Here is a 20,498-nt window from a genome sequence, read left to right as displayed (position 1 = left end):
TGCCCGGCCGGCTGCTTGATGGGCTGCTCGACCGGCTACTTGACCGAGCGGATCAGCTGGACCAGGACCGCGCCGAGCGCCGCCGCGATACCGCCGAAGAGGAACAGTGCGCCGTAGTTGCCGCCGCCGCCCAGGGCGAGCAGGAACGGGGCGACCATCGGGACCAGGGACTGCGGGAAGGCGTTGGCGATGTTGAGGACGCCCATGTCCTTGGCCGAGGTCTCCGGGTCGGGCAGGACGGCCGCCGCGAGGGCCAGGTCGACCGCGAGGTAGAGGCCCTCGCCGAAGCCGAAGACGACCAGGGCGAGCAGGAACACCGTGAAGGACTGCGCCATCGCGATCAGGAACAGACCGAGCGCCATGACCGCGGCCGCACCGAGCACAAACGGCTTGCGGCGGCCCGAGCGGTCGGAGAGCTGGCCGCCCAGGAGGGAGCCGGCGATGACGGCGGCGACCATCAGGAGGGTGCCGGTGAACATCTTCGAGGCCACGTCGTCGGCGGCGATACCGATCCGGTCCGTCAGGAAGTACACCTGGTAGCTGGTCACGCAGGCGGCGCCGGTGAAGACCAGGAAGCGGCTGGCGAAGTTCCAGGCGAAGTCGGGGTGCTTGACCGGGTTGACCCAGAAGCTGCCGAAGAACTCCTTGACGCCGTACGGCGCGAAGGCGCCGGCCCTGGCGGGGCGGTCCTTCATCACGGCCGCCAGATAGCAGACGGCGATGACGCCGATCAGGCCCGGCACGACGAAGGCCAGGGCGAGTGACGAGCTGAAGGCGTGGGCGAGGAACGAGCCGATCACCATCGACACCGAGATCATCATGCCGACGACGCCGGAGACCCTGGCCCGCTGGTGGTCGGGGATCAGATCCGGGATGCAGGAGGTCACGGCGGCGAGCGCGGCGTTGCAGCCGAGCTGGGCCAGGGACCAGCCGAGTGTGAGGGTGAGCACCGAGGTGCCGGTGGCGACCACGAGGAGGCCGCCGAAGCCCACCACCATGCCGCCGATCAGCCAGGGCCTGCGACGCCCGAAACGACTGGTGGTGCGGTCGGACAGGGCGCCGAAGAGCGGGTTGCCGATCATCGCGAGAACGGCGCCGATGGAGAGCACCTTGCCGAGGGCCGCGCCCTTCTCGGCCTCGGGGACGATCTGCGCGACGCGCAGGGCGAGCGTGACGATGACCGGGGTGAGTACGGCCAGATAGACCCCGAGCTGGGCGAAGGCCAGACCGAAGACGAGCTTGGCCGGGGCGTTCTCGGGGGCGTTCTCGGAGGCGTGCGAGGGAGCGGAGGACTCGGGCTTCTCGGCGCCGAGCGGGGCGTCGTGCGTGACGGCCATGGCGGCTCTCCAGGGGACGGGGGCGGCTTCCTTGCCGCACCTGCGGCCAAAGGTTAAACGCGAAAACCGAGTGGGTGGTAGGTATTGGAAATGTGGCCTGGGTCACAGCCAACTTCCGCGTCCCGCGCGCCGATTAGAGTGGTCGCCATGGCGGCTAATCCAGGGCAGAAGAGCCAGAAAACAGCAGGTCGAGGTACCTATGCGGTGGGGGACGAACGGCGCGCGAGGATCCTCGACACGGCCGTCGAGCACTTTGCGCAGTGGGGGTTCCATGCCTCGTCGCTGGCCCGGATCGCGAAGGATGTCGGAATTACCCAAGGTGGGCTGCTGCATCACTTCCGCAGCAAGGAAGATCTGTTGCTTTCAGTTCTTGAACGCAGCGAACAGCACGATGTGGAGCGACTCTTCGCCGACGAACTCGACTGCGCGCGCGAACTCTTCACCCGCCTGCTCGACCTCGCCGGGGTCAACAGCCGCCGTCCCGGCCTTGTGCGGATGTTCAACGTCCTGGTGGGGGAGTCGGGCAACCCCGGCCACCCGGCCCACTCGTACTTCAAGGTGCGCTACGAACGCGCCCTCGCCACCACCGCGGAGATCCTCCAACGGGCCGTCAGGAGCGGTGAGTTGAAGGCCGGAACGGACTGCGAGGCGAGCGCGGGCGAACTGCTCGCCGTCATGGACGGGCTGCAGATCCAGTGGATCCTCGACCCGGACGGCATCGACATGGTCGACCGCTTCCGCCGCTACCTCGACCGCACCCTGCGCACGCTCACCGTCGACGGATCGGGGCTGCCGGACGACGCGTGACGCGGTGCGCGGCGGGCGGGTTGCCTGTCGTGGTGCACGTCACAGCAACTGATTGCCCCAGGCGCAGGTTCGATACGTACGCTTCGACCGAAAGGTTCTGGGAGAGGCGGTGCGGCAGGCGTGACGACGCTGACGAACACCCGCCGCGCCTCGGCCAGGGGCCGTGTGGCCTGGCTGCTCCCCACCCCCACCGGCACGCCCTTCACCTTCGGGTACGCGGTCGTCCTCGTCCTCACCTCGACGTTCGCCGCGTACGCGGACCCCCAGGTGCTCGACGCGGTGCTGCAGGGTTCGAGCACCGATGTGGCGCATCTCGCGGACCGCCCCGTGTTCGTCCTGGTCGCCAGCGCCCTGTGGATCGCGGGCGGTGTCACCTCTCCGTACGCGCTCGGCTTTCTGCTCGTACTCACCGCCCTGGAGCGCCGCGTCGGCTCCTGGCGGGCCGCGGGCGTCTTCCTCTCGGGCACGGGGTGGCGACCCTCGTCACCGAAATCCCGGTCGGGCTCTCGGTGTTGGCGGGCCATCTGCCGGAGAGTTCCCTGCACCGACTCGACTACGGCATCAGCTTCGGTGTCACGGCCGCGGCCGGCGCGCTCTCGGGACTGCTGAGGCCCTGGCTGCGCTGGCTGCTCCTCGGCGGGCTCGGCGCGTTCCTGGTCGACGACCTGATCGCCTTCACCGACCCGATGACCAACTGGGGGCATCTGCTGTCCCTGGCGATCGGGGTCGCCACCTGGCCCCTCCTGCGGCGCGTGCCGCGCGACTCCGGGTTCGCCGCACAATAGGGCTGTGCAAGCAGCCGATACGCAGGTCATGCAGTGGACGGAAGGCGCCGAACAGCGCTCCGCGAGGTGGTACGCGCAGAACGGGACGCCGCCGCCGCGCCGGGTCGTGCCCGCCGACAGCCGGATGGGCGTCGCGGCCGCGTACCGCCATGTCTGCGAGGGCACGGCGCTGCTGTGGCGCGGCGACTACCAGTCCGCGCGACGCCTGCTCACTTCGCTCGGGCGCCGCGCCGAGGGCCGCGGACGGTCCGCGCCGCAGGCGGGTGCGCAGGCCGGTTCGCCGGGTGAGGCCTTCCATCTGCAGCGGCGCGAACAGGCCCGCAGGACAAGGATTCTGGGCCTGCTCCTGATTCCGTACGAGAACGGCTGGACGGTCGCCCTGCGCGGTGCGCCCGAGGTGAGCGAGGCCTGCACGCACGCGTACGGGCCGCCGGCGCAGGGCCCGGGAGCGGGTTCGCTGCGGGAACTGCTCGGGCTCGTGGGCGCGTACGAATGGCACCGCAAGGGCGTGGAGATCCCCGCGCTCGGCCCCGGCGGGCGGATCCATCCGCACTACGGGGTGTTCTCGCCGGTGCGCGGCGAATACGTCGACCTGGTGGCCGAGGCGCCGCTGCCCGCGTCGGCGGCGACGGCCTTCGACCTCGGCACGGGCACCGGGGTGCTCGCCGCGGTGCTCGCCCGTCGCGGTGTCCGCAGGGTCGTCGCCACGGACCTCGACCCGCGCGCGGTGGCCTGTGCGCGGGACAACGCCGGGCGGCTCGGTCTGAGCGAGCGCATCGACGTACAGGAGGCCGATCTCTACCCGCAGGGGCGTGCGGACCTGGTGGTCTGCAACCCGCCCTGGCTGCCCGCCCGGCCCCGCACCGCACTCGACCGCGCGGTGTACGACCCCGAGAGCCGGATGCTGCGCGGCTTCCTGGACGGGGCGGCGGACCATCTGCTGCCGGGCGGTGAGGCGTGGCTGGTGCTTTCGGACCTGGGGGAGCGGCTCGGCCTCCGGGGGCGCACGGAACTCGTGGACCTGATCGCGGCCGCGGGCCTGCGGGTGCTCGGGCGCCTGGACACCGCGCCCCGGCACCCGCGTGCGACGGACCGCTCGGATCCGCTGCACGAGGCCCGGTCGGGCGAGGTGACGTCGCTGTGGCGGCTGGGAGTTGAGGCCCCTTCCGGGCGGTGAGGCCCCTTCCGGGAGGTGCCTTCCGGGAGGTGGCGCCCTTTCCGGGAGGTGCCTTCCGGGAGGTGGGGCCCTTTCCCGGAGCCGTCAGTGGCGGAACAGGGTGTGGGGTTCGGGCCGGCTCTCCTGGCGCAGCAGCATCGTCACGAAACCGAGCGTGCCGCGGTAGCCGCGCAGCCAGTCGGTGCGGTGCTGGGCGGCCGTCTGCAGCGCCTCGGCGCTGTCCGGGTCGTCGGAGTGGTCGAGGGCCCAGCGGGAGAGCGAGCCGGTCCACGACCACTCGTAGTCGTCCCACTCGTCGAGGGTGCTCACATGTCCGTACACCGGGATCCACTGGTCGAGGACGACCTGGTCGACGGTGTTCGGCAGATCCATGAACTCCTCCTCGGAGAAGCCGACCCGGAGCGTCTCGGGCCCGGGGGCGCGCTCCCAGAAGCCGTCGCCGATCAGCACGGTGCCGCCGGGCGCGACATGCTTGCGGCACGCCTCCAGGGTGGGCAGGAGCCCGCCGAAGGCATGCGTGGCGCCGACGCACACGACCAGGTCGTACTGGTGCGGGGCGCGGTAATCGGCGGCGTCCTGCAGATGCAGCGTGACGCGGTCGCTGAGGCCGGCCGCCGCGATGTGCTCGCGGCCGCGGTCGAGGGCCGATTCGCTCAGGTCGACACCGTCGGCCCGCACCCCGGGGCGCCCGGCTGCCGCGCGCACCAGCCAGGGGGCCTCGCCGCAGCCGAGGTCGAGGACGTGCTCGTCGCCGCGCGTCAGCGCCCGGTCCAGGAGTTTGTCCACCTCGGCGTCGTGCAGCGGTGCGGCGATGGGGTGGTCGCCGTGCGCGATCGTGCTGATCTTCTGTCGCAGTCGGTCCATGGCCGCATCATGCCCAAGCCGGGTGCGGTGTGTCGCGGTGCCCCCGGGTCTCTTCGCGGCGTGCTCCCGACTGTTTCAACTGCCGTTCACGGAGGGCACGTACGTGCTCACCATGGGTGCGTGGGTGTGCCAGCCGATCGACTCGTACAGGGCCCGGCCCTCCTCGGACGCGACCAGGACGCCGGTGCGGGCGCCGTGTTCCAGCGCGGTGTTGTGCAGGGTGCGCATCACCAGGGAGCCGAGGCCCTTGCGGCGGTGGTGAGGTGAGGTCCAGATCTGGTCGGCGACCGCGGTGGGGCCCGTCGGCGCCATCTGGCCGCGGGCGGCGAGCGAGCCGTCGGGGGCGAACACCGCGGTGCGGATGACGCCGCCGCGCAGCCAGGTCCGCTGCCGGTAGTCATCAGGCACGCGCGCGTGCGTCTGCTCAAGGGGCGTGTGCACGAGGGGCGTGGTCATCAGGAACCCGATGATGTCGAGCTCCCACTCGGGGCCGAGCCAGGGGCCGACGAGGCGCTCGGGGGCGCCTCTGTCGCCGGGCCCGACCGGAACTCCGGGCAGGAACACCTTCAGCCAGCGGCCGGGCGCCGCGCAGGTCTCGGCGGCCTTGCGCACGGTCGCCTCGTCGCCTGCGGGCAGCAGCTGCCGGTCCACTTCCTTCGGGGTGCCGACGTCGATGCTCCAGCCCCAGGGCGCCTCGACGGGGTCGGCCGCCTGCCGTGAGACGACCCAGCCGTCGATCCAGGACCGTACGAGATCGGCGACGGGAGCTTCGGGAGCCCCGGCCCGGTCTCCGGCTTGACCTCCAGCCGGACCTCCGGCCGTACCTGGGCCCGTACCATCGGCCGCGCGCGAGTTAGTAATAGGTGAATCCGTCATAGGGGTATTACAGCGCAGCGCACAGGCCTGGAGAATCCCTGATCGCTCATAGCGAACGCGGCCCGGGGAACAACTCCAGGCTCACCAGCATTGAGTGCGTATAACTCAACTTGACTGCCGAAGGGGAGATCATGGCATCGACGTCCGCATCGCTCACTCTGCCCGTGCTGCCGCTCGACGACGAGGTCGTGCTGCCCGGAATGGTCGTTCCGCTCGACCTCAACGATCCCGATGTACGAGCCGCGGTGGAGGCCGCACAAGCGGCCGCGCGCGGTTCGACCGGAAAGCCCAGGGTGCTGCTCGTGCCCCGGATCGACGGCACCTACGCGGGCACGGGCGTCCTCGGCAGCGTGGAGCAGGTGGGCCGGCTCGCCGATGGTGACCCGGGCGCGCTCATCAAGGGCCGCCGCCGCGTGAAGATCGGCGCGGGCACCACCGGACCCGGTGCCGCCCTGTGGGTCGAGGGCATCGAGGTCGACGAGACCGTGCCCGACCCGCTTCCGGGCGCAGTGGCCGAGCTGGCCAAGGAGTACAAGGCGCTCGCCACCACCTGGCTGAAGAAGCGCGGTGCCTGGCAGGTCGTGGACCGCGTTCAGCAGATCGACGACATCTCCCAGCTGGCCGACAACTCCGGGTACTCGCCGTTCCTGACCACCGAGCAGAAGGTCGAACTCCTGGAGACCGCCGACCCGGTGGCCCGTCTCAAGCTCGCCGCCAAGCTGCTCAGCGACCACCTCGCCGAGCAGGACGTGGCGGAGTCCATCGCCAAGGACGTCCAGGAGGGCGTCGACAAGCAGCAGCGCGAGTTCCTGCTGCGGCGCCAGCTGGAGGCCGTGCGCAAGGAGCTGCGCGAGCTCAACGGCGAGTCGGAGGGCGAGGAGTCCGACGACTACCGGGCCCGGGTGGAGGCCGCCGACCTGCCCGAGCACGTGCGCGAGGCCGCCCTCAAGGAGGTCGACAAGCTGGAGCGCTCCAGTGACCAGTCGCCCGAGGGCTCCTGGATCCGCACCTGGCTCGACACCGTCCTCGAACTACCGTGGAACGAGAGGACCGAGGACGAGTACGACATCCAGGGCGCCCAGAACGTCCTGGACGCCGAGCACGCGGGCCTGGAGGACGTGAAGGAGCGGATCACCGAGTACCTGGCGGTGCGCAAGCGGCGCGCGGACCGGGGGCTCGGCGTGGTCGGCGGGCGGCGCGGCGGTGCCGTGCTCGCCCTGGTGGGCCCGCCCGGCGTCGGCAAGACCTCGCTCGGCGAGTCCGTGGCGCACGCGATGGGCCGCAAGTTCGTGCGCGTCGCACTCGGCGGCGTGCGCGACGAGGCGGAGATCCGCGGGCACCGGCGTACCTACGTGGGGGCGCTGCCCGGCCGTATCGTCCGCGCCATCAAGGAGGCGGGCTCCATGAACCCCGTCGTCCTGCTCGACGAGATCGACAAGGTCGGCTCCGACTTCCGCGGCGACCCGGCCGCGGCCCTGCTCGAAGTCCTCGACCCGGCGCAGAACCACACCTTCCGCGACCACTACCTGGAGGTCGAACTCGACCTGTCCGACGTGGTGTTCCTCGCCACGGCGAACGTCCTGGAGGCGATCCCCGAGGCCCTGCTCGACCGGATGGAGCTGGTCCGCCTGGACGGCTACACCGAGGACGAGAAGGTCGTCATCGCCCGGGACCATCTGCTCCCGCGCCAGCTGGAGCGGGCCGGACTCGGCGAGGGCGAGGTCACCCTGGAGGAGTCCGCGCTGCGCAAGCTGGCCGGCGAGTACACCAGGGAGGCCGGTGTCCGTAACCTCGAACGGTCCGTGGGGCGGCTGCTCCGCAAGGTCGCGGCGCAGAGCGAACTCGGCGAGCGGGAGCTGCCGTTCACCGTCAGGGACGAGGATCTGCGGGGCCTGATCGGCCGGCCGCACCACGTACCCGAGTCCGCCCAGGACCCGGCCGAGCGGCGCACCGCCGTGCCCGGCGTGGCCACCGGGCTCGCGGTCACCGGCGCGGGCGGCGACGTCCTGTTCGTCGAGGCGTCCCTCGCCGACCCGGAGACGGGTGCGTCGGGACTGACCCTGACCGGTCAGCTCGGTGATGTGATGAAGGAGTCGGCGCAGATCGCGCTGAGCTTCCTGCGCTCCCACGGCGCCGAGCTGGAACTGCCCGTCGCCGACCTCAAGGACCGGGGTGTGCATATCCACTTCCCCGCGGGCGCGGTGCCGAAGGACGGCCCGAGCGCGGGCATCACGATGACGACGGCGCTCGCGTCACTGCTCTCCGGCCGTCTGGTCCGTACGGACGTGGCGATGACCGGCGAGGTGTCCCTGACCGGACGCGTCCTGCCGATCGGCGGCGTCAAGCAGAAGCTGCTCGCCGCGCACCGCGCCGGGGTCACCACGGTGATCATCCCGAAGCGGAACGAGGCGGACCTGGACGACGTACCCGCGGAGGTCCTGGAGAAGCTGGAGGTCCACCCGGTGAACGACGTCCGCCAGGTACTCGAACTGGCCCTCGCGAGAGCCGAGGTGGAGGTGCCGGTCGCGGCGTGAGCGGTGCGGTTCCGGTCGCGGCGTGAGCAGCGTGACTCCGGTCGTGGCGTGACGGACGCGACCGGTGAGTGAAGGCCCGGGCCCGTGGGGGGCCCGGGCCTTGCTGTGTCCTGCTGTGTCTTGCTGTGCTGTGCGTACGGTCAGCCGTTGGCCAGTGCCACCACTCGGTCGAGCGCGCCGTTGAACTTGTTGTGGTCGCCCACGATCGGCCCCGACGAGGTGTACTGCCACATCGTGTAGAAGCCCCAGCCGGCCGGGAGCTCGCCGGGCGTCGTGTTGTACCGGGCGACCCACAGCGGGTGGTTGGTGGCGAAGCCGGCGTAGTTGCCGGTGCAGGTCTTCCACCAGCTGGTGGCCGTGTAGATCACCGGGTAGCGGCCGGTGCGTGTCTTGTAGCGGTTCACGAAGTCCCAGATCCAGCTCACCATCGCCGACTGCGACTTGCCGAAGCACTGGTTCCCGTACGGATTCCACTCGATGTCGAGCGCACCCGGCAGCGTCTTGCCGTCGCGCGACCAGCCACCGCCGTTGTTCACGAAGTAGTCGGCCTGGGCGGCGCCGCTCGTGGTGTCGGGGGTGGCGAAGTGGTACGCCCCGCGGATCATCCCGACGTTGTACGAGCCGTTGTACTGCTGTGCGAAGTAGGGGTTCTTGTAGTACGTCCCCTCGGTGGCCTTCACATAGGCCCACTTCACGCCGCTGCTCCACAGCGACGCCCAGTTGACATTGCCCTGGTGGCTGGAGACGTCCACGCCCTCGGTCTGCGCGGCACGGCTGTCGGGCGGCAGCGGGCCCTCACCGTCGTGCTCGACGACGCCCATACCCATGTGGGCGGAGCCGCGCGGCGGTATGTCTTCGGCCGCCTGGGCGGTGGCGGGGTAGGCGACCAGCAGGGAGAGAACGGTGAGAAGGACGGCGATCACCGTCCGGCGTGAGGGGCGCGTGCGGCGCGATCTGCCGGATCTTTCACGGGGTTCGGGTCTGTGCACGGGCATTGCGTGCCTCCGAAGGCCTCAGTGGTGCGCTGGGGGGACCTTGCGTGTGCATGTCACCTTAGAAGCTACGCACGTAGACGAGGGCGAGGGAAGAGGGCCTGAAGGCTGCCGTTGGTCTACTCCTGCGAAATACTGGCCCAGCTGCGGCAATGGCGGCGGCTGGAAGAAACTTTCAGGAACGGGAAAGCGTGTCATGGGTGCTGACGTGCACGAGAGCGACGGGGCGACCGGCGAGAGGCTGTCGCCCGGAACTGGTGTGGACCACGAATTCCTCGCTCTGGAAAGGGAGTTGACGGTCTTCCTGCGCCGCGCCCGGGCCTCGTCCGGCGAGATGGCCCGTGCCGTCCACCCCGATCTCGAACCGGCCGCGTACGGCCTCCTCGTCCGGCTCGAAGAGGCCGGGGTGCAGCGCGCGACGGAACTGGCCGCGTACATCGGCGTGGGCAAGGCCACGATGAGCCGGCAGCTGCGGGCTCTCGAAGAGCTGGGTCTCGTCGCCCGCGAGCCCGACCCGATGGACGGCCGGGCCTCCCTCCTGACGCTCACGGAAGAGGGGCGGGCACGGTTTCGCACGGTACGCGACGCCCGGCGCGAGCAGTACGTGCGGAAGCTGGCCGGCTGGGACCGCCGCGAGGTCGCGGAACTGGCTCGGCTGCTGCGGCAGTTGAACGGCAGCGGAGAGAGCTGACGGCCACCTCGGAGCCGGGCTTCGCCTGCGCCGCCCGGCGCTGACAGCTTGCCGTGCTCCTGACGGCGTCACGGCACCTCGTGCTCCTGACGGGGTCACGGCTCCTCGTGCTCCTGACGGGGTCGCAGCTCCTCGTGCTCCTGACGGGGTCACAGCTCCCCGTACCCCTGACGGCGTCGCAGCTCCTCGTGCTCCTGACGGCGTCACGGCACCTCGTGCTCCTGACGGGGTCACAGCTCCTCGTGCTCCTGACGGCGTCACGGCACCCCGTACCCCTGACGGCGTCACGGCACCCCGTGCTCCTGACGGCGTCACGGCACCCCGTGCTCCTGACGGCGTCACGGCACCCCGTACCCCTGACGGGGTCACAGCTCCCCGTACCCCTGGCGGAGTCACAGCTCCACGAACACCACCGCCGCGTCGTCGTGCCGCTTGCCGCGCGGTGCGGAGCGTCCCTGGGGGTCCGAGGTCTCCAGGGCCCGCACCCGGTCGATCAGTTCCTGCGGCCCCTCCTTGCGCAGCAGCGCGAGGCAGTCCGGCCAGCTGCCCGCACCGAACTTCTCCACCCAGCGCGTGGCGCCGTCGGTCAGGGCGGCGAGCGTGCGCACCTGGTCCCGCGGCCGCGTCCCGCACACCGCCCGCGCGGCCACCTCCGGGTCGGCCGCCGCGGTGAAGAAGCCGCCCTCCGCGTTGCGCAGGGCCTCGACACCCGCGATGTACTCCCGTACCGCCGCGGCCCGTTCGGGTGCCTCTTCGGGCAGGGAGTGGACGGCGGCGCGCAGCCGCTCCACCTCCGGGGGCAGTCCGCCCAGACGCTCGTCGAGTACGGCCCTCACCGTCCCGTCCGTCTCCTCCACGAGCAGCGCCGAGTCCGAGAGCACCAGGTGCTCGACCCGCTCCTGGTCCCACCGTGCGAGGACCGCCGTTGCCTGTGGCGTACGTGGGTGAGAAAGGTCACAGGTTTGCCGATGGGCCTCGGCGGTACGCGCGATGGCCTCGCTCAGCACCTCACGCAGGGTCAAATCTCGCCGCGAAACGGACAGTTCACCCAGTGCGCCACCGAGTCGTGCCGTGAACCACGGCACGGAATGCAGACAGCCGTCGTCGCCGGCCGGTGGTGTGACGCCGTCGAGAAGGACGAGTGAACCGCCCTTGCCTGAGGCGGGAAGTGCTACCGACGCGTAGTCCTCGTTGGGGCGTTGCGGGTCACCGGGGTCCGTGGCGAGTTCGATGCGCATTCGGCCAGTCTGCACGAGCTCTTCACAAGGCCGGGTGCGGGCCGTGACACCCCCTGCGGGCCGCCTGTTTTCCACCGGATTGATAGCCTCCGGTAGCGAGCGGCGGGGCATCCTGCCAAAGCGGGCGCGGCCCGTCCAACCGGCGCTCCGTGTGCGGTTGGTGCGCATGCCGGAGGAACTTGCTCGGCCACCCCGGCCGATGTTCACTCCTTCGGGTGGCCCGGCAGAGGATGGGCGACCACTGCTCAACCGCACTGGAATGGTCATGAGCCGTACCAGAGGGGCGCTCGTGTTGACCCGTCGTCACCTGGGCCCTCGGTGAGGAACGAGAACTTCAAGAATGCGAGCACCGGTGCAGATGAAGCGGCCTCGGGGCAACGGCGGCAGCGGCAATTCGCGGCCCGAGAGCGCCGCAGGCGCGGCCCCCGAGGGGCGCTCCGAAGGGACCGACGGGGCAGGGGCCGAAAGTGCAGGAACCGCTGGTGCAGGGACCGCCGTTGCGGGAACCGCCGGTGTGGCGCACGGCAGCAGGCCGCACGACAGCAGGCCGCACGGCAGCAGGCCGGATGACACCGGCTCTCCCGCGGGCCGTCCGGCACGGGTGCGCAACCGGCTGATCATCGCGGTCGCGGTGGTGGCCGCCACCGTCGTGGGCGCCGGCGCACCCGCCATCGCCGGGGCCTCCTCACAACTGGCCGAAACCCAGCGCCTGGTGACTCTGTCCGAGCTCACCAAGAACGCCGTTTCGCTCGCCCACTCGCTCGCCGACGAGCGCGACGAGGTCACCTCGTACATCGCCGCGGGCCGCCCCCGGGGACATGGTCTCGCCGAGTCCCGCAGCGGCCGCGTCGACCGGCAGATCTCCGAAGTGCGGGCCGAGGCACCCGCGGGCCTGCGCCGCGACCTCGCCGCCATCGCGGACGTACGCCGTTCCGCCCTGGCCGGCAAGGGCACCGCCCTCGACGCGCACAAGGCGTACACCGACGCCATCGGCGAACTGCACGCCCTCGTCGAGGACCTGGCCGAGCGGCTGCCGCCGCGGGCCGGCTCCGGGGCCCGCGCCCTCGCCGATCTTGACCGGGCCGTCGAGCAGGCGGGCGCCGCCCGCGGACTGCTGCTCGCCGCGCTCGCCACCCCGCGCGACGCCGTACCCCCGGTCGACCCCGTCACCGGACTCCCCCGCTCCACCGGTACTGGCGCCAACTCCCGCAGCCGCAACGACCTGGTGGCCGCCGCACAGCAGGCCCGCGTCAGCGAACAGGCCGCGCGCGCCGACTTCGAGCGGGCCGCCCCCGCCGCCGACCGCGCCAAGCTCAGCTCCACGGTCACCGGGCCCGAGGTCGCCACCGCCGAGCGCTATCTGGCCCGCCTCACCGACCAGCCGACCCTCTCGGCCGCCGAACTCCGCTACGACCGGGCCCGGATCGACGCGGTGCTCTCCGCCCGCGTGGAGCAGCTCCGCAGCGTCGAGAACACCCTCGGCGCCGACCGTATCGAGCACCTCTCCCTGCTGCGCGACGACGACGTCACCGCCCTGGAGCTGCGGATCGCGCTCGTGGGCGTGCTCCTCCTGGTCGCGGTCGGCGTCTCCATGGGGGTCGCCCGCACCCTGACCCGGCCGCTCGCCGTTCTGCGGATCGGCTCGGCCCGGCTCGCCGAGCATCCGGCCGAGGAAGAGCCGGTCCGGTTCACCGGCCGCAACGACGAGTTCGCCGCGGTCGTACGGTCCGTCAACGCCCTGCACGCCCACGCCCTGCGACTGCAGGACCGCCTCGGTGTCCTCGAAGGCGACCGCAAGCACCTGGTCGGGCAGCGCGAGCAGCTCGCCGACGAGCGCGAGGAGCTGCGGGAGCAGCTCACCGAGGCGCTCGCCGAAGTGGAGCGCGCCGGACGCGGCACCAGCGCCACCTACGTCCAGCTGGCGCTGCGCACGCTCGCCCTGGTCGAGCGGCAACTCGCCGTCATCGAGAGCCTGGAGGAGCGCGAGCAGGACCCCGACCGCCTCGCCACGCTCTTCAAGCTCGACCACTTCGCCACCGTGATGCGCCGCCACAGCGAGAACCTCCTGGTCCTCGCGGGCGCCGAGCACCGCGGCAGCCAGCCGGGCCCGGTGCCGCTCGTCGACGTCCTGCGCGCGGCGGTCAGCGAGATCGACCGGTACGAGCGGGTGCGGATCGCCTCCCTGCCGCCGCACGCCCATATCGCGGGCTTCGCCGCCGACGACATCAGCCACCTGGTCGCCGAACTCCTGGAGAACGCCACGTCGTTCTCGCCGCCCGACGCCTCCGCGGAGGTCTCCGGCTGGCTCCTGGAGAGCGGCGAGGTGATGCTCTCCGTACAGGACGAGGGCATCGGCATGACCGCCGAGCGACTGCGGGAACTCAACTCGCGCCTCACGGACTTCGACCCCGAGCAGACGTACGCGGGCCCCGAGGGCGAGGGCGCGGAGGGCCTCGGCCTCGGCCTGTACGTCGTCGCCCGGCTCGCCGCCCGGCACGGCGCCCGGGTCCAGCTGCGCGAGCAGAAGCAGGGCGGCGTCGCGGCGGTCGTGGTGCTGCCCAAGCCGATCCTCGCCGCCGCCCCGGTGGCCGCGGTCGCCCCGCAGCGCAGCGCACCAGTGGCGGGCGGAGCACCGGCGGTTCATCTGCCGGGCTCCGAGGCGGAGGCCAACTCCAATGTCCTCAGCGGCCGTTCACGCGAGTCGGGCAACGGAGCCGATCCGTTCATCAGCGCGGCCGAGCGCGCGGTGGCGGCGACCGAGGCGGGCGAGGGCGTAGACGACGTAGACGGTGCGGACGACGTAGAGGCCGAGACCGCGCCCGAGCCGGAAGCGGTTGAGGAACCGGGGCTTGAGCTGGAGTCCTCGCTGGAGTTCGGGACGAAGCCCTCGTCCGAGGCCGGGGCCGAGTCCGGGGCCGGGGCCGAGACGAAGCCCGACCCTGCCCCCGAGTCCGAGTCCGAGTCCGAGTCCGAGTCCACGCTCGAACTCGCCGTATCCGAGACGGACTTGCTCGCAGACCAGTCCCCGGCCCCGGCCGCCCGGGAAGCCGAAGCGGATGCGGACCCGAACCTCGAAGCGGGCACCGCCCCGGAGCCCGAAGCGGACCCGGACCCGGAGCCCGAAGCGGACCCGGACCCGGAGCCCGAAGCGGGCACCGCCCCGGAGCCCGAGGCCGGGTCCGGCCCGTCACCAGTGCCCGCGCCCACCTCTGCCCCCGATCCCCTCCTGACCTCTGCCCCTGATCCCCTCCTGACCTCTGCCCCCGACCCTTTCCCGACCCCTGACCCCGACCCCCTCCCCGCCCCCATCCCGGATTCCGTCCCCGTCGCGGAGCCGGAGGACTCCCATGAGCGTGCCGGGGACGGTGAGGGTGAGTCGCGGCCGCCCAAGTGGGAGCGGGTCACGGACAAGGGGCTGCCCAAGCGCACCCCGAAGATCGCCGCCCCCGCCCCGGCGCCCGCCCAGCGCAAGGGTTCCGTCGACGCCGACGCCCTGCGCAGGCGGCTCGGGGGCTTCCATCAGGGCGCACAGGCCGGCCGCCGCGACGTGGCGGCCGAACTGGAGGCCGATACCGCGGAAGAGACCGCCGCGACCCCGGCCGCAGACCGGACTGACCGCACCGACCAGGGGGACTCAGTCGAGGAGGCACGCAGTTGACCGCGCCCAGTACGTCCCGTGCGTACAGTCTCAGCAGCGAAGCCCGCAACCTGCACTGGCTGCTGACCAATCTGGTCGAGGAGGTGCCAGGCCTGCACTCGGTCGCCGTGGTCTCCTCCGACGGCCTGCTCCTGCTCTCCTCCGACCCGGGCCAGAACGCCGACCGCGCCCCGCGGCACGCCGAGGGCCCCAAGGGGTCGAGCGCCGACCTCGCCACCATCGTCTCGGGCATCGGCAGCCTGACCATCGGCGCGGCGAAGCTGATGGACGGCGGCGGCGTCAAGCAGACCATGGTCGCCATGGAGGAGGGCAGCCTCTTCGTGATGTCCATCAGCGACGGCTCGCTGCTCGGGGTGCACGCCACCCCGGACTGTGACATGAGCGTGGTGGCGTATCACATGGCCCTCTTCGTGGGCCGTGCCGGACATGTCCTCACCCCCGAACTCCGCAGTGAACTGCGCCAGTCGATGGAGAGCGTCCAGTGACCTCGGCCAAACTTCCGGTACGCGGCGGCGACCGCAAACCCGCCCGCGTGCGCCCCTATTCGCTCACCGGCGGCCGCACCCGGTTCGGGCATGTGCTGCTCGTGGAGACCTTCGTGGCGGCGCTCGAAGTGCCCGCGGAACGGCGGGAGTTGCCGCAGGGCCAGCTGCAGACCCGGGTGATGCCGGAGATGCGGGCGATCGTGGAGATCTGCCGCCGGATGCGCACCGTCGCGGAGATCGCCGCCCTTCTGAAGATGCCGCTCGGCGTGGTCCGCGTACTGCTCAGCGACCTCGCCGACCAGGGAAAGATCCGTGTGTACGGAACCGGTCACGGCCCAGGACAGCCGGACCGCGCACTGCTGGAAAGGGTGCTGAGTGGACTCCGCCGCCTCTGACACGCTCGTCTCCACCACCACGTCGGCCACCTCCCCGGCCACCTCCCCGGCCACCGGCTCTGGCTCTGGCTCTGCGAGATTCGTCCAGCCGACCGCGGTCGACGCCGTCGACGCCCTGCCGGCCGAAGAGGGCGCGCAGCCCTGGCAGACCGACCGCACCCGGGCCCCCATCGCCACCAAGATCGTGGTCGCCGGCGGCTTCGGTGTCGGCAAGACCACCCTGGTCTCCGCGGTCTCCGAGATCACCCCGCTGCAGACCGAGGCCCTGATGACCTCGGCGAGCGCGGACACGGGCGACGACGACCTGAGCGCGACGCCGGACAAGACCACCACCACCGTCGCGATGGACTTCGGCCGCATCACGCTCGACGACGACCTGGTGCTCTACCTCTTCGGTACGCCGGGACAGCAGCGGTTCTGGTTCATGTGGGACGACCTGGTGCGCGGGGCGATCGGCGCGGTGGTGCTCGCGGACACCCGGCGGCTCACCGACTGCTTCCCCGCCCTCGACTACTTCGAGAGCTGCGGACTGCCGTACGTCGTGGCCGTCAACCACTTCGACGGCACCGAGCGGTTCGAGGCCGAGGATGTGCGCGAGGCGCTGACGGTGCCCGCGCACATACCCGTACTGATCATGGACGCGCGCCGCCGCATCACGGTCGTGGAGACCATGCTCACGCTGGTCGCCCACGCACTCGACGTCGCCCCCGAGTAGACGTCACCTCCGCGTCACCTTTGAACGAACGCTGCTAGGAGAGAGCCGCCATGCGGAAGATACTCATCGTCGGAGCCGGCCAGGCCGGACTCCAACTCGCCCTCGGCCTGCAGACGCAGGGCTACGAGGTCACCCTGATGTCCAACCGCACGGCCGACGAGATCCGCGCGGGCCGCGTCATGTCGACGCAGATGATGTTCGCCACGGCGCTCCAGCACGAGCGGGACCTGAAGCTGAACTTCTGGGAGTCACAGGCCCCCCGCGCCGAGGGCCTCGGCGTCTCGGTCGCCGCCCCCGGCTCGCACGACCCCGGCCCCTCGCAGCGCGCCATCGACTGGGTCGGGAAGCTCGACGGCTACGCCCAGTCCGTCGACCAGCGGGTCAAGATGGCCGGCTGGATGGAGACCTTCGCGCAGCGCGGCGGCCAGCTGGTCATCCACGGTGCGGCCGTCTCCGACCTGGACTACTTCGCGCGCACCTACGACCTGGTGCTTGTCGCCGCCGGCAAGGGCGAGCTGGTGTCGATGTTCGGCCGGGACGCCGCCCGCTCGCCGTACGCCGAGCCGCAGCGCGCCCTCGCCGTCGCCTACGTCCACGGGCTCGGCCCGCGCCCCGAGCACCCCGACTTCGACGCGGTGCGCTGCAACCTCGTGCCCGGCGTCGGCGAGCTGTTCGTGATGCCGACCCTGACCACGTCGGGCCGTGCCGACATCCTGTTCTGGGAGGGCATCCCCGGCGGGCCGCTCGACGCGTTCAAGGGCATCAAGGACCCCTCCGAGCATCTGTCCCTGACCCTGGAGCTGATGGAGCGCTTCACGCCCTGGGAGTACGCGCGGGCCACGAAGGTGGAGCTGACCGACGAGAACGGCACACTGTCCGGCCGTTACGCCCCCACCGTGCGCAACCCCATCGGCCGGCTGCCCTCCGGCGGCCTGGTCCTGGGCGTCGGCGATGTGGTCGTGGCCAACGACCCGATCACGGGGCAGGGCTCCAACTCGGCCGGAAAGTGCGCCGCCGCGTACCTCGCCGCCATCGTCGAGCACGGTGACAAGCCGTTCGACGAGGAGTGGATGCAGTCGGCGTTCGACCGCTACTGGAACACCGCGCAGCACGTCACCAAGTGGACCAACGCGATGCTGGCGCCGCCGCCGGAGCACGTCCTGAACCTGATCGGCGCGGCCGGCGAGCTGCCCCCGATCGCGAACCGCTTCGCGAACGGCTTCGACGACCCCTCGGACTTCGAGAACTTCTTCTTCGACCCGCAGAAGGCGGAACAGTACGTGTCGTCGGTGGCAGCGGGCTGATCTCTCAGCCGCGTAAAGCCACGCAAGGCACGCAAAGCCACGCAAGGCACGGCAAGCCGCGCAGGTCACGGAAGGGTCGGGCAGAGGAAAACTACGCCGGAGGCGCCCCCACCTCCCCGTACCCCAGATCCGACCCTTCCGTCGCTCCCTTGGGCAGCCTCGGGGGCACGTAGTCCGGGACCGGTGCGGCAGCGGGATCGGGCCGGACCGCACCGAGCAACGGATTCGCGGCGATGGGCGACACCTTGACCCGGCTGCCCGGCCGGGGTGCCTGCACCACCATCCCGTCCCCGAGATAGATCGCCACATGCGTGGCCTTCGGGAAGTACACCACCAGGTCGCCGGGGCGCAGTTCGCGCAGCGGCACCTTCGGCAGGCGGGCCCACTGTTCCTGGGACGTCCGGGGGATGGCACGGCCCGCACGCGCCCACGCCTGCGACGTGAGCCCCGAGCAGTCGTACGCCTTCGGGCCCTCCGCGCCCCATACGTACGGCTTGCCGATCTGCCGTACGGCATGGCGCAGGGCCGCTTCGCCCGCCCGCGACGGCACCCGCGCGGCGGTGGCCCGACCACGTGCGCCCGCTCCCGCTGCCGGAGGGCCGCTCAGCGCGCCGGACGCCATGAACTTCCGCTGTGCGTCGGCCATGCCCTGTTCCTCCAGGCGCCGCAGCTCGGCCAGCTGGTCCGTGCTCAGTCCGGCGAGCAGCTCCTCGACCTCCTTCAGGCGCCCCACGACCTGGTCGCGCTGTTTCTTCTGCCGTGCGGCGAGGGCGAGTTGGGTGTCGAGGGCCTTGCGCGAGCGGTCGGCGAGCTCATCGGCCCGCTTCTCGCCGCCGACGAGGCGCCCCACCGTCTCGACCCGCTCCGTCGCGAGCCGCCGCACCAGGTGGCTCTGGTCGAGGGCGTGCCGGGGGTCGCGGGCGAGCAGCAGCTTCAGATACGGGGAGAGCTCGCTGTCGCCCTGGTACTGCTGCCGGGCGAGGCGCCCCGCGGCGGCACGTGAGTCGTGCAGGGCGAGCCGCGCCCTGGACAGTTCGGCGCCGAGCTTCTTCGCCTCCGCCTGCTGTGCCTTGAGCTTCTCCTCGGTGGCGTTGTACGTCTCCGAGGCCTCCTCGGCCTTGCGGTACAGCTCCTGGAGATCCGTGAGGAGCCGGGTCACGGAACGCTCGCCGGGTCCCGGTACGGCCGCCGCCCGCGGGACCACCGCCTGGGGGCCGGTCACCAGGCCCGCGGCCACCGCGGCGGCGCAGACGACCCGGCCGACGCGCTGTGCCGACAACTGTGCTGACACACCATCACCTCCGCCGTGAGCATGCAGCGCAGATCATGGGACTACCGCACGAAAGGGGCCCTACGGCCGAATCCGACCACTCGTCCCGGGCGGCTGTGCGCCGCCCCGGTGCGGCACGGTTGACAACCCGTCAGTTCTCCTCGCCCGTCGCCCGCTGCTCATCGGTCCGCCGCTCGGGCTTGGACCAGGGCCACTTGAGGCGGCGCTCGTCGCCGCGGCCTTCGGGGTCGAACTCGTAGCGCCAGCCCTGCTGGAGTCCGAGGCGGCGGCTGTGGCCCGCGGCCGTCCTGCGGTACACGAGGACCGTCGGCTGCCCGCCGTCCTCGTCCGGCACCGGTACCTCGTACACCTTCGGCGGCTGCCCGGTCGGGCCGAGCAGGACCGGCAGGACCCGGCCGTCCAGGGGGCCGCCCACGAAGGGGGTGTCTTCGCTTCTCACGTCACCAGTGTCACAGCAGGTGCGCCGCGTCGCTCACCACGGGCAGGACGCGACGGGCGAGCGAGCCCGCGACGCCGTCCGGCTCCTCCATTTCGAGGGCGGCGCGCAGCACGTCCGCGGTCTGCGGGTCGGAGGCGGCGGTGGCGGTGGCCACGGCGACGAAGTGGTCGAGGAGCCAGTCCCGAAGCTCCACCAGAGGCGGCTGCTTGTCCTCGTCGAGCCAGATCAGGGAGGCGGCCTCGACGGCGGAGATCCAGGTGCGCACCATCATGTGCAGCCGCGGCCCCGGGTCGGTGACCGGGAGATGGGCCAGGATCTGGGCGGCCGCGACCCGGCGCACCTCGTCGACGATGGCGGTGGTGCGCGAGGTGGACACCACGCTGCCGCCCTGCAGGAGGGCGCTGAACCCGGTGTCGTGCTCGTCGACGAACGCGAGATAGCGGGTCAGGGCCCGCGAGAGCCGAGCGGTGAGCGGCCCCTCGGGCGGCTCGTCGAAGCACTGCTCCAGGGCGTCGGCCGCGGTGCGCAGGGCGGCTTCGTACAACTGCTGCTTGCCGCCGGTGAAGTAGCGGTACACCAGGGGCCGGGAGACCCCGGCGGCCTCGGCTACGTCGTCGAGCGAGACATCCTCCGGCGCGCGGTGCGCGAAGAGGGAGAGCGCGGCCTCGAGGAGCTGGGTGCGACGCTCCTCGACGCTGAGTCTGCGGTACGCGGGGGTCGTCGCTGCGCGGGGACTGGCTGCCGGGGACATGCTCGCAGCGTAACCGTAGTCCCGTACGACAGGACCGGAAGTACCGTCAGGGGGCCGGAAGTACCCGGGGGCCGGGAACACCCTGCGGCTGCAAGCACGCCCAGGGCCGGCAGCACCCCCAGGGCCGGGAACGCCCTGCGGCCGCAAGCACGCCCAGGG

17 protein-coding genes and 2 pseudogenes are annotated in these 20,498 nt (G+C 71.6%); 11 read left to right on the top strand and 8 right to left on the bottom strand.

Features of this window, described 5'->3' with window-relative positions; translation table 11 throughout:
• Window positions 1-35: 35 nt before the first annotated feature.
• Entirely contained in the window at window positions 36-1,337 is a 1,302-nt protein-coding gene (locus ACFQVC_RS11610) for an MFS transporter (RefSeq protein WP_381829758.1), read from the bottom strand.
• Between the two features lie 90 nt (window positions 1,338-1,427).
• Here ACFQVC_RS11610 and ACFQVC_RS11605 point away from each other — a divergent pair.
• From ACFQVC_RS11605 to ACFQVC_RS11590, 4 genes and pseudogenes are all read left to right on the top strand, one after another.
• A pseudogene (locus tag ACFQVC_RS11605) lies at window positions 1,428-1,691 on the top strand (TetR/AcrR family transcriptional regulator); the annotation flags it as partial.
• A 3-nt stretch (window positions 1,692-1,694) separates the two neighbouring features.
• Window positions 1,695-2,144: a TetR family transcriptional regulator C-terminal domain-containing protein gene (locus tag ACFQVC_RS11600; RefSeq protein ID WP_381830529.1), complete on the top strand. Its 450-nt coding sequence runs from the start codon at window positions 1,695-1,697 to the stop codon at window positions 2,142-2,144.
• 48 nt (window positions 2,145-2,192) lie between these two features.
• Window positions 2,193-2,929: pseudogene (locus ACFQVC_RS11595) on the top strand (rhomboid-like protein).
• 28 nt (window positions 2,930-2,957) lie between these two features.
• Entirely contained in the window at window positions 2,958-4,106 is a 1,149-nt protein-coding gene (locus tag ACFQVC_RS11590; protein ID WP_381830527.1) for a methyltransferase, read from the top strand.
• A gap of 84 nt (window positions 4,107-4,190) precedes the next feature.
• On the opposite strand, the gene ACFQVC_RS11585 is transcribed toward ACFQVC_RS11590, so the two are convergent.
• The gene (locus ACFQVC_RS11585) at window positions 4,191-4,970 is read right to left on the bottom strand and encodes an SAM-dependent methyltransferase (RefSeq protein WP_381829756.1); all 780 of its coding nucleotides are present in this window, start codon (window positions 4,968-4,970) and stop codon (window positions 4,191-4,193) included.
• A 75-nt stretch (window positions 4,971-5,045) separates the two neighbouring features.
• A complete protein-coding gene (locus ACFQVC_RS11580; protein ID WP_381829754.1) occupies window positions 5,046-5,846 on the bottom strand; it encodes a GNAT family N-acetyltransferase in 801 nt (266 codons plus the stop codon).
• 131 nt (window positions 5,847-5,977) lie between these two features.
• Here ACFQVC_RS11580 and lon point away from each other — a divergent pair, with 131 nt between their 5' ends.
• Entirely contained in the window at window positions 5,978-8,380 is a 2,403-nt protein-coding gene (gene lon / locus ACFQVC_RS11575; protein WP_381829752.1) for an endopeptidase La, read from the top strand.
• Between the two features lie 140 nt (window positions 8,381-8,520).
• On the opposite strand, the gene ACFQVC_RS11570 is transcribed toward lon, so the two are convergent.
• Complete coding sequence (locus ACFQVC_RS11570) at window positions 8,521-9,375, bottom strand: lysozyme (RefSeq protein ID WP_381829750.1); 855 nt, start codon at window positions 9,373-9,375, stop codon at window positions 8,521-8,523.
• Between the two features lie 193 nt (window positions 9,376-9,568).
• Here ACFQVC_RS11570 and ACFQVC_RS11565 point away from each other — a divergent pair, with 193 nt between their 5' ends.
• Window positions 9,569-10,063, top strand: a complete 495-nt coding sequence (locus tag ACFQVC_RS11565) for a MarR family winged helix-turn-helix transcriptional regulator (protein WP_381829748.1) — start codon at window positions 9,569-9,571, stop codon at window positions 10,061-10,063.
• 392 nt (window positions 10,064-10,455) lie between these two features.
• Here ACFQVC_RS11565 and ACFQVC_RS11555 read toward each other — a convergent pair whose 3' ends face one another.
• Window positions 10,456-11,301, bottom strand: a complete 846-nt coding sequence (locus tag ACFQVC_RS11555; RefSeq protein WP_381829746.1) for a protein phosphatase 2C domain-containing protein — start codon at window positions 11,299-11,301, stop codon at window positions 10,456-10,458.
• A gap of 340 nt (window positions 11,302-11,641) precedes the next feature.
• Between ACFQVC_RS11555 and ACFQVC_RS11550 the strand changes: the two genes are divergently transcribed.
• The 5 genes from ACFQVC_RS11550 to ACFQVC_RS11530 all read left to right on the top strand — a co-directional run bounded on the left by ACFQVC_RS11550 (window position 11,642) and on the right by ACFQVC_RS11530 (window position 17,858).
• On the top strand, window positions 11,642-14,959 hold the full coding sequence (locus ACFQVC_RS11550; RefSeq protein ID WP_381829744.1) for a nitrate- and nitrite sensing domain-containing protein: 3,318 nt from the start codon (window positions 11,642-11,644) through the stop codon (window positions 14,957-14,959).
• A complete protein-coding gene (locus ACFQVC_RS11545) occupies window positions 14,956-15,444 on the top strand; it encodes a roadblock/LC7 domain-containing protein (RefSeq protein WP_381829742.1) in 489 nt (162 codons plus the stop codon). Before ACFQVC_RS11550 ends, ACFQVC_RS11545 begins: the two co-directional genes overlap by 4 nt.
• On the top strand, window positions 15,441-15,839 hold the full coding sequence (locus ACFQVC_RS11540; protein WP_381829740.1) for a DUF742 domain-containing protein: 399 nt from the start codon (window positions 15,441-15,443) through the stop codon (window positions 15,837-15,839). Before ACFQVC_RS11545 ends, ACFQVC_RS11540 begins: the two co-directional genes overlap by 4 nt.
• 115 nt (window positions 15,840-15,954) lie before the next feature.
• Entirely contained in the window at window positions 15,955-16,554 is a 600-nt protein-coding gene (locus ACFQVC_RS11535; protein ID WP_381830525.1) for a GTP-binding protein, read from the top strand.
• 50 nt (window positions 16,555-16,604) lie between these two features.
• Window positions 16,605-17,858, top strand: coding sequence for a styrene monooxygenase/indole monooxygenase family protein (locus tag ACFQVC_RS11530; RefSeq protein WP_381829738.1), 1,254 nt, complete (start codon window positions 16,605-16,607; stop codon window positions 17,856-17,858).
• 91 nt (window positions 17,859-17,949) lie between these two features.
• Here the strand turns inward: ACFQVC_RS11530 and ACFQVC_RS11525 are convergent, their stop codons facing one another.
• From ACFQVC_RS11525 to ACFQVC_RS11515, 3 genes are all read right to left on the bottom strand, one after another.
• A complete protein-coding gene (locus ACFQVC_RS11525; protein WP_381829736.1) occupies window positions 17,950-19,149 on the bottom strand; it encodes a C40 family peptidase in 1,200 nt (399 codons plus the stop codon).
• A 130-nt stretch (window positions 19,150-19,279) separates the two neighbouring features.
• Window positions 19,280-19,588 carry a hypothetical protein gene (locus tag ACFQVC_RS11520; RefSeq protein WP_381829734.1) on the bottom strand — a complete coding sequence of 103 codons (309 nt, stop codon included), beginning with the start codon at window positions 19,586-19,588 and terminating at the stop codon, window positions 19,280-19,282.
• Window positions 19,589-19,598: 10 nt separating this feature from the next.
• Window positions 19,599-20,339, bottom strand: a complete 741-nt coding sequence (locus ACFQVC_RS11515; protein WP_381829732.1) for a TetR/AcrR family transcriptional regulator — start codon at window positions 20,337-20,339, stop codon at window positions 19,599-19,601.
• Between the last annotated feature and the right edge of the window lie 159 nt (window positions 20,340-20,498).

Source organism: Streptomyces monticola, assembly GCF_042665355.1.
In the GTDB taxonomy this organism is placed as follows: Bacteria; Actinomycetota; Actinomycetes; order Streptomycetales; family Streptomycetaceae; genus Streptomyces; species Streptomyces monticola.
The sequence above is the reverse complement of the archived record's forward strand: the minus strand, read 5'-3'. Positions and strand labels throughout refer to the sequence as shown.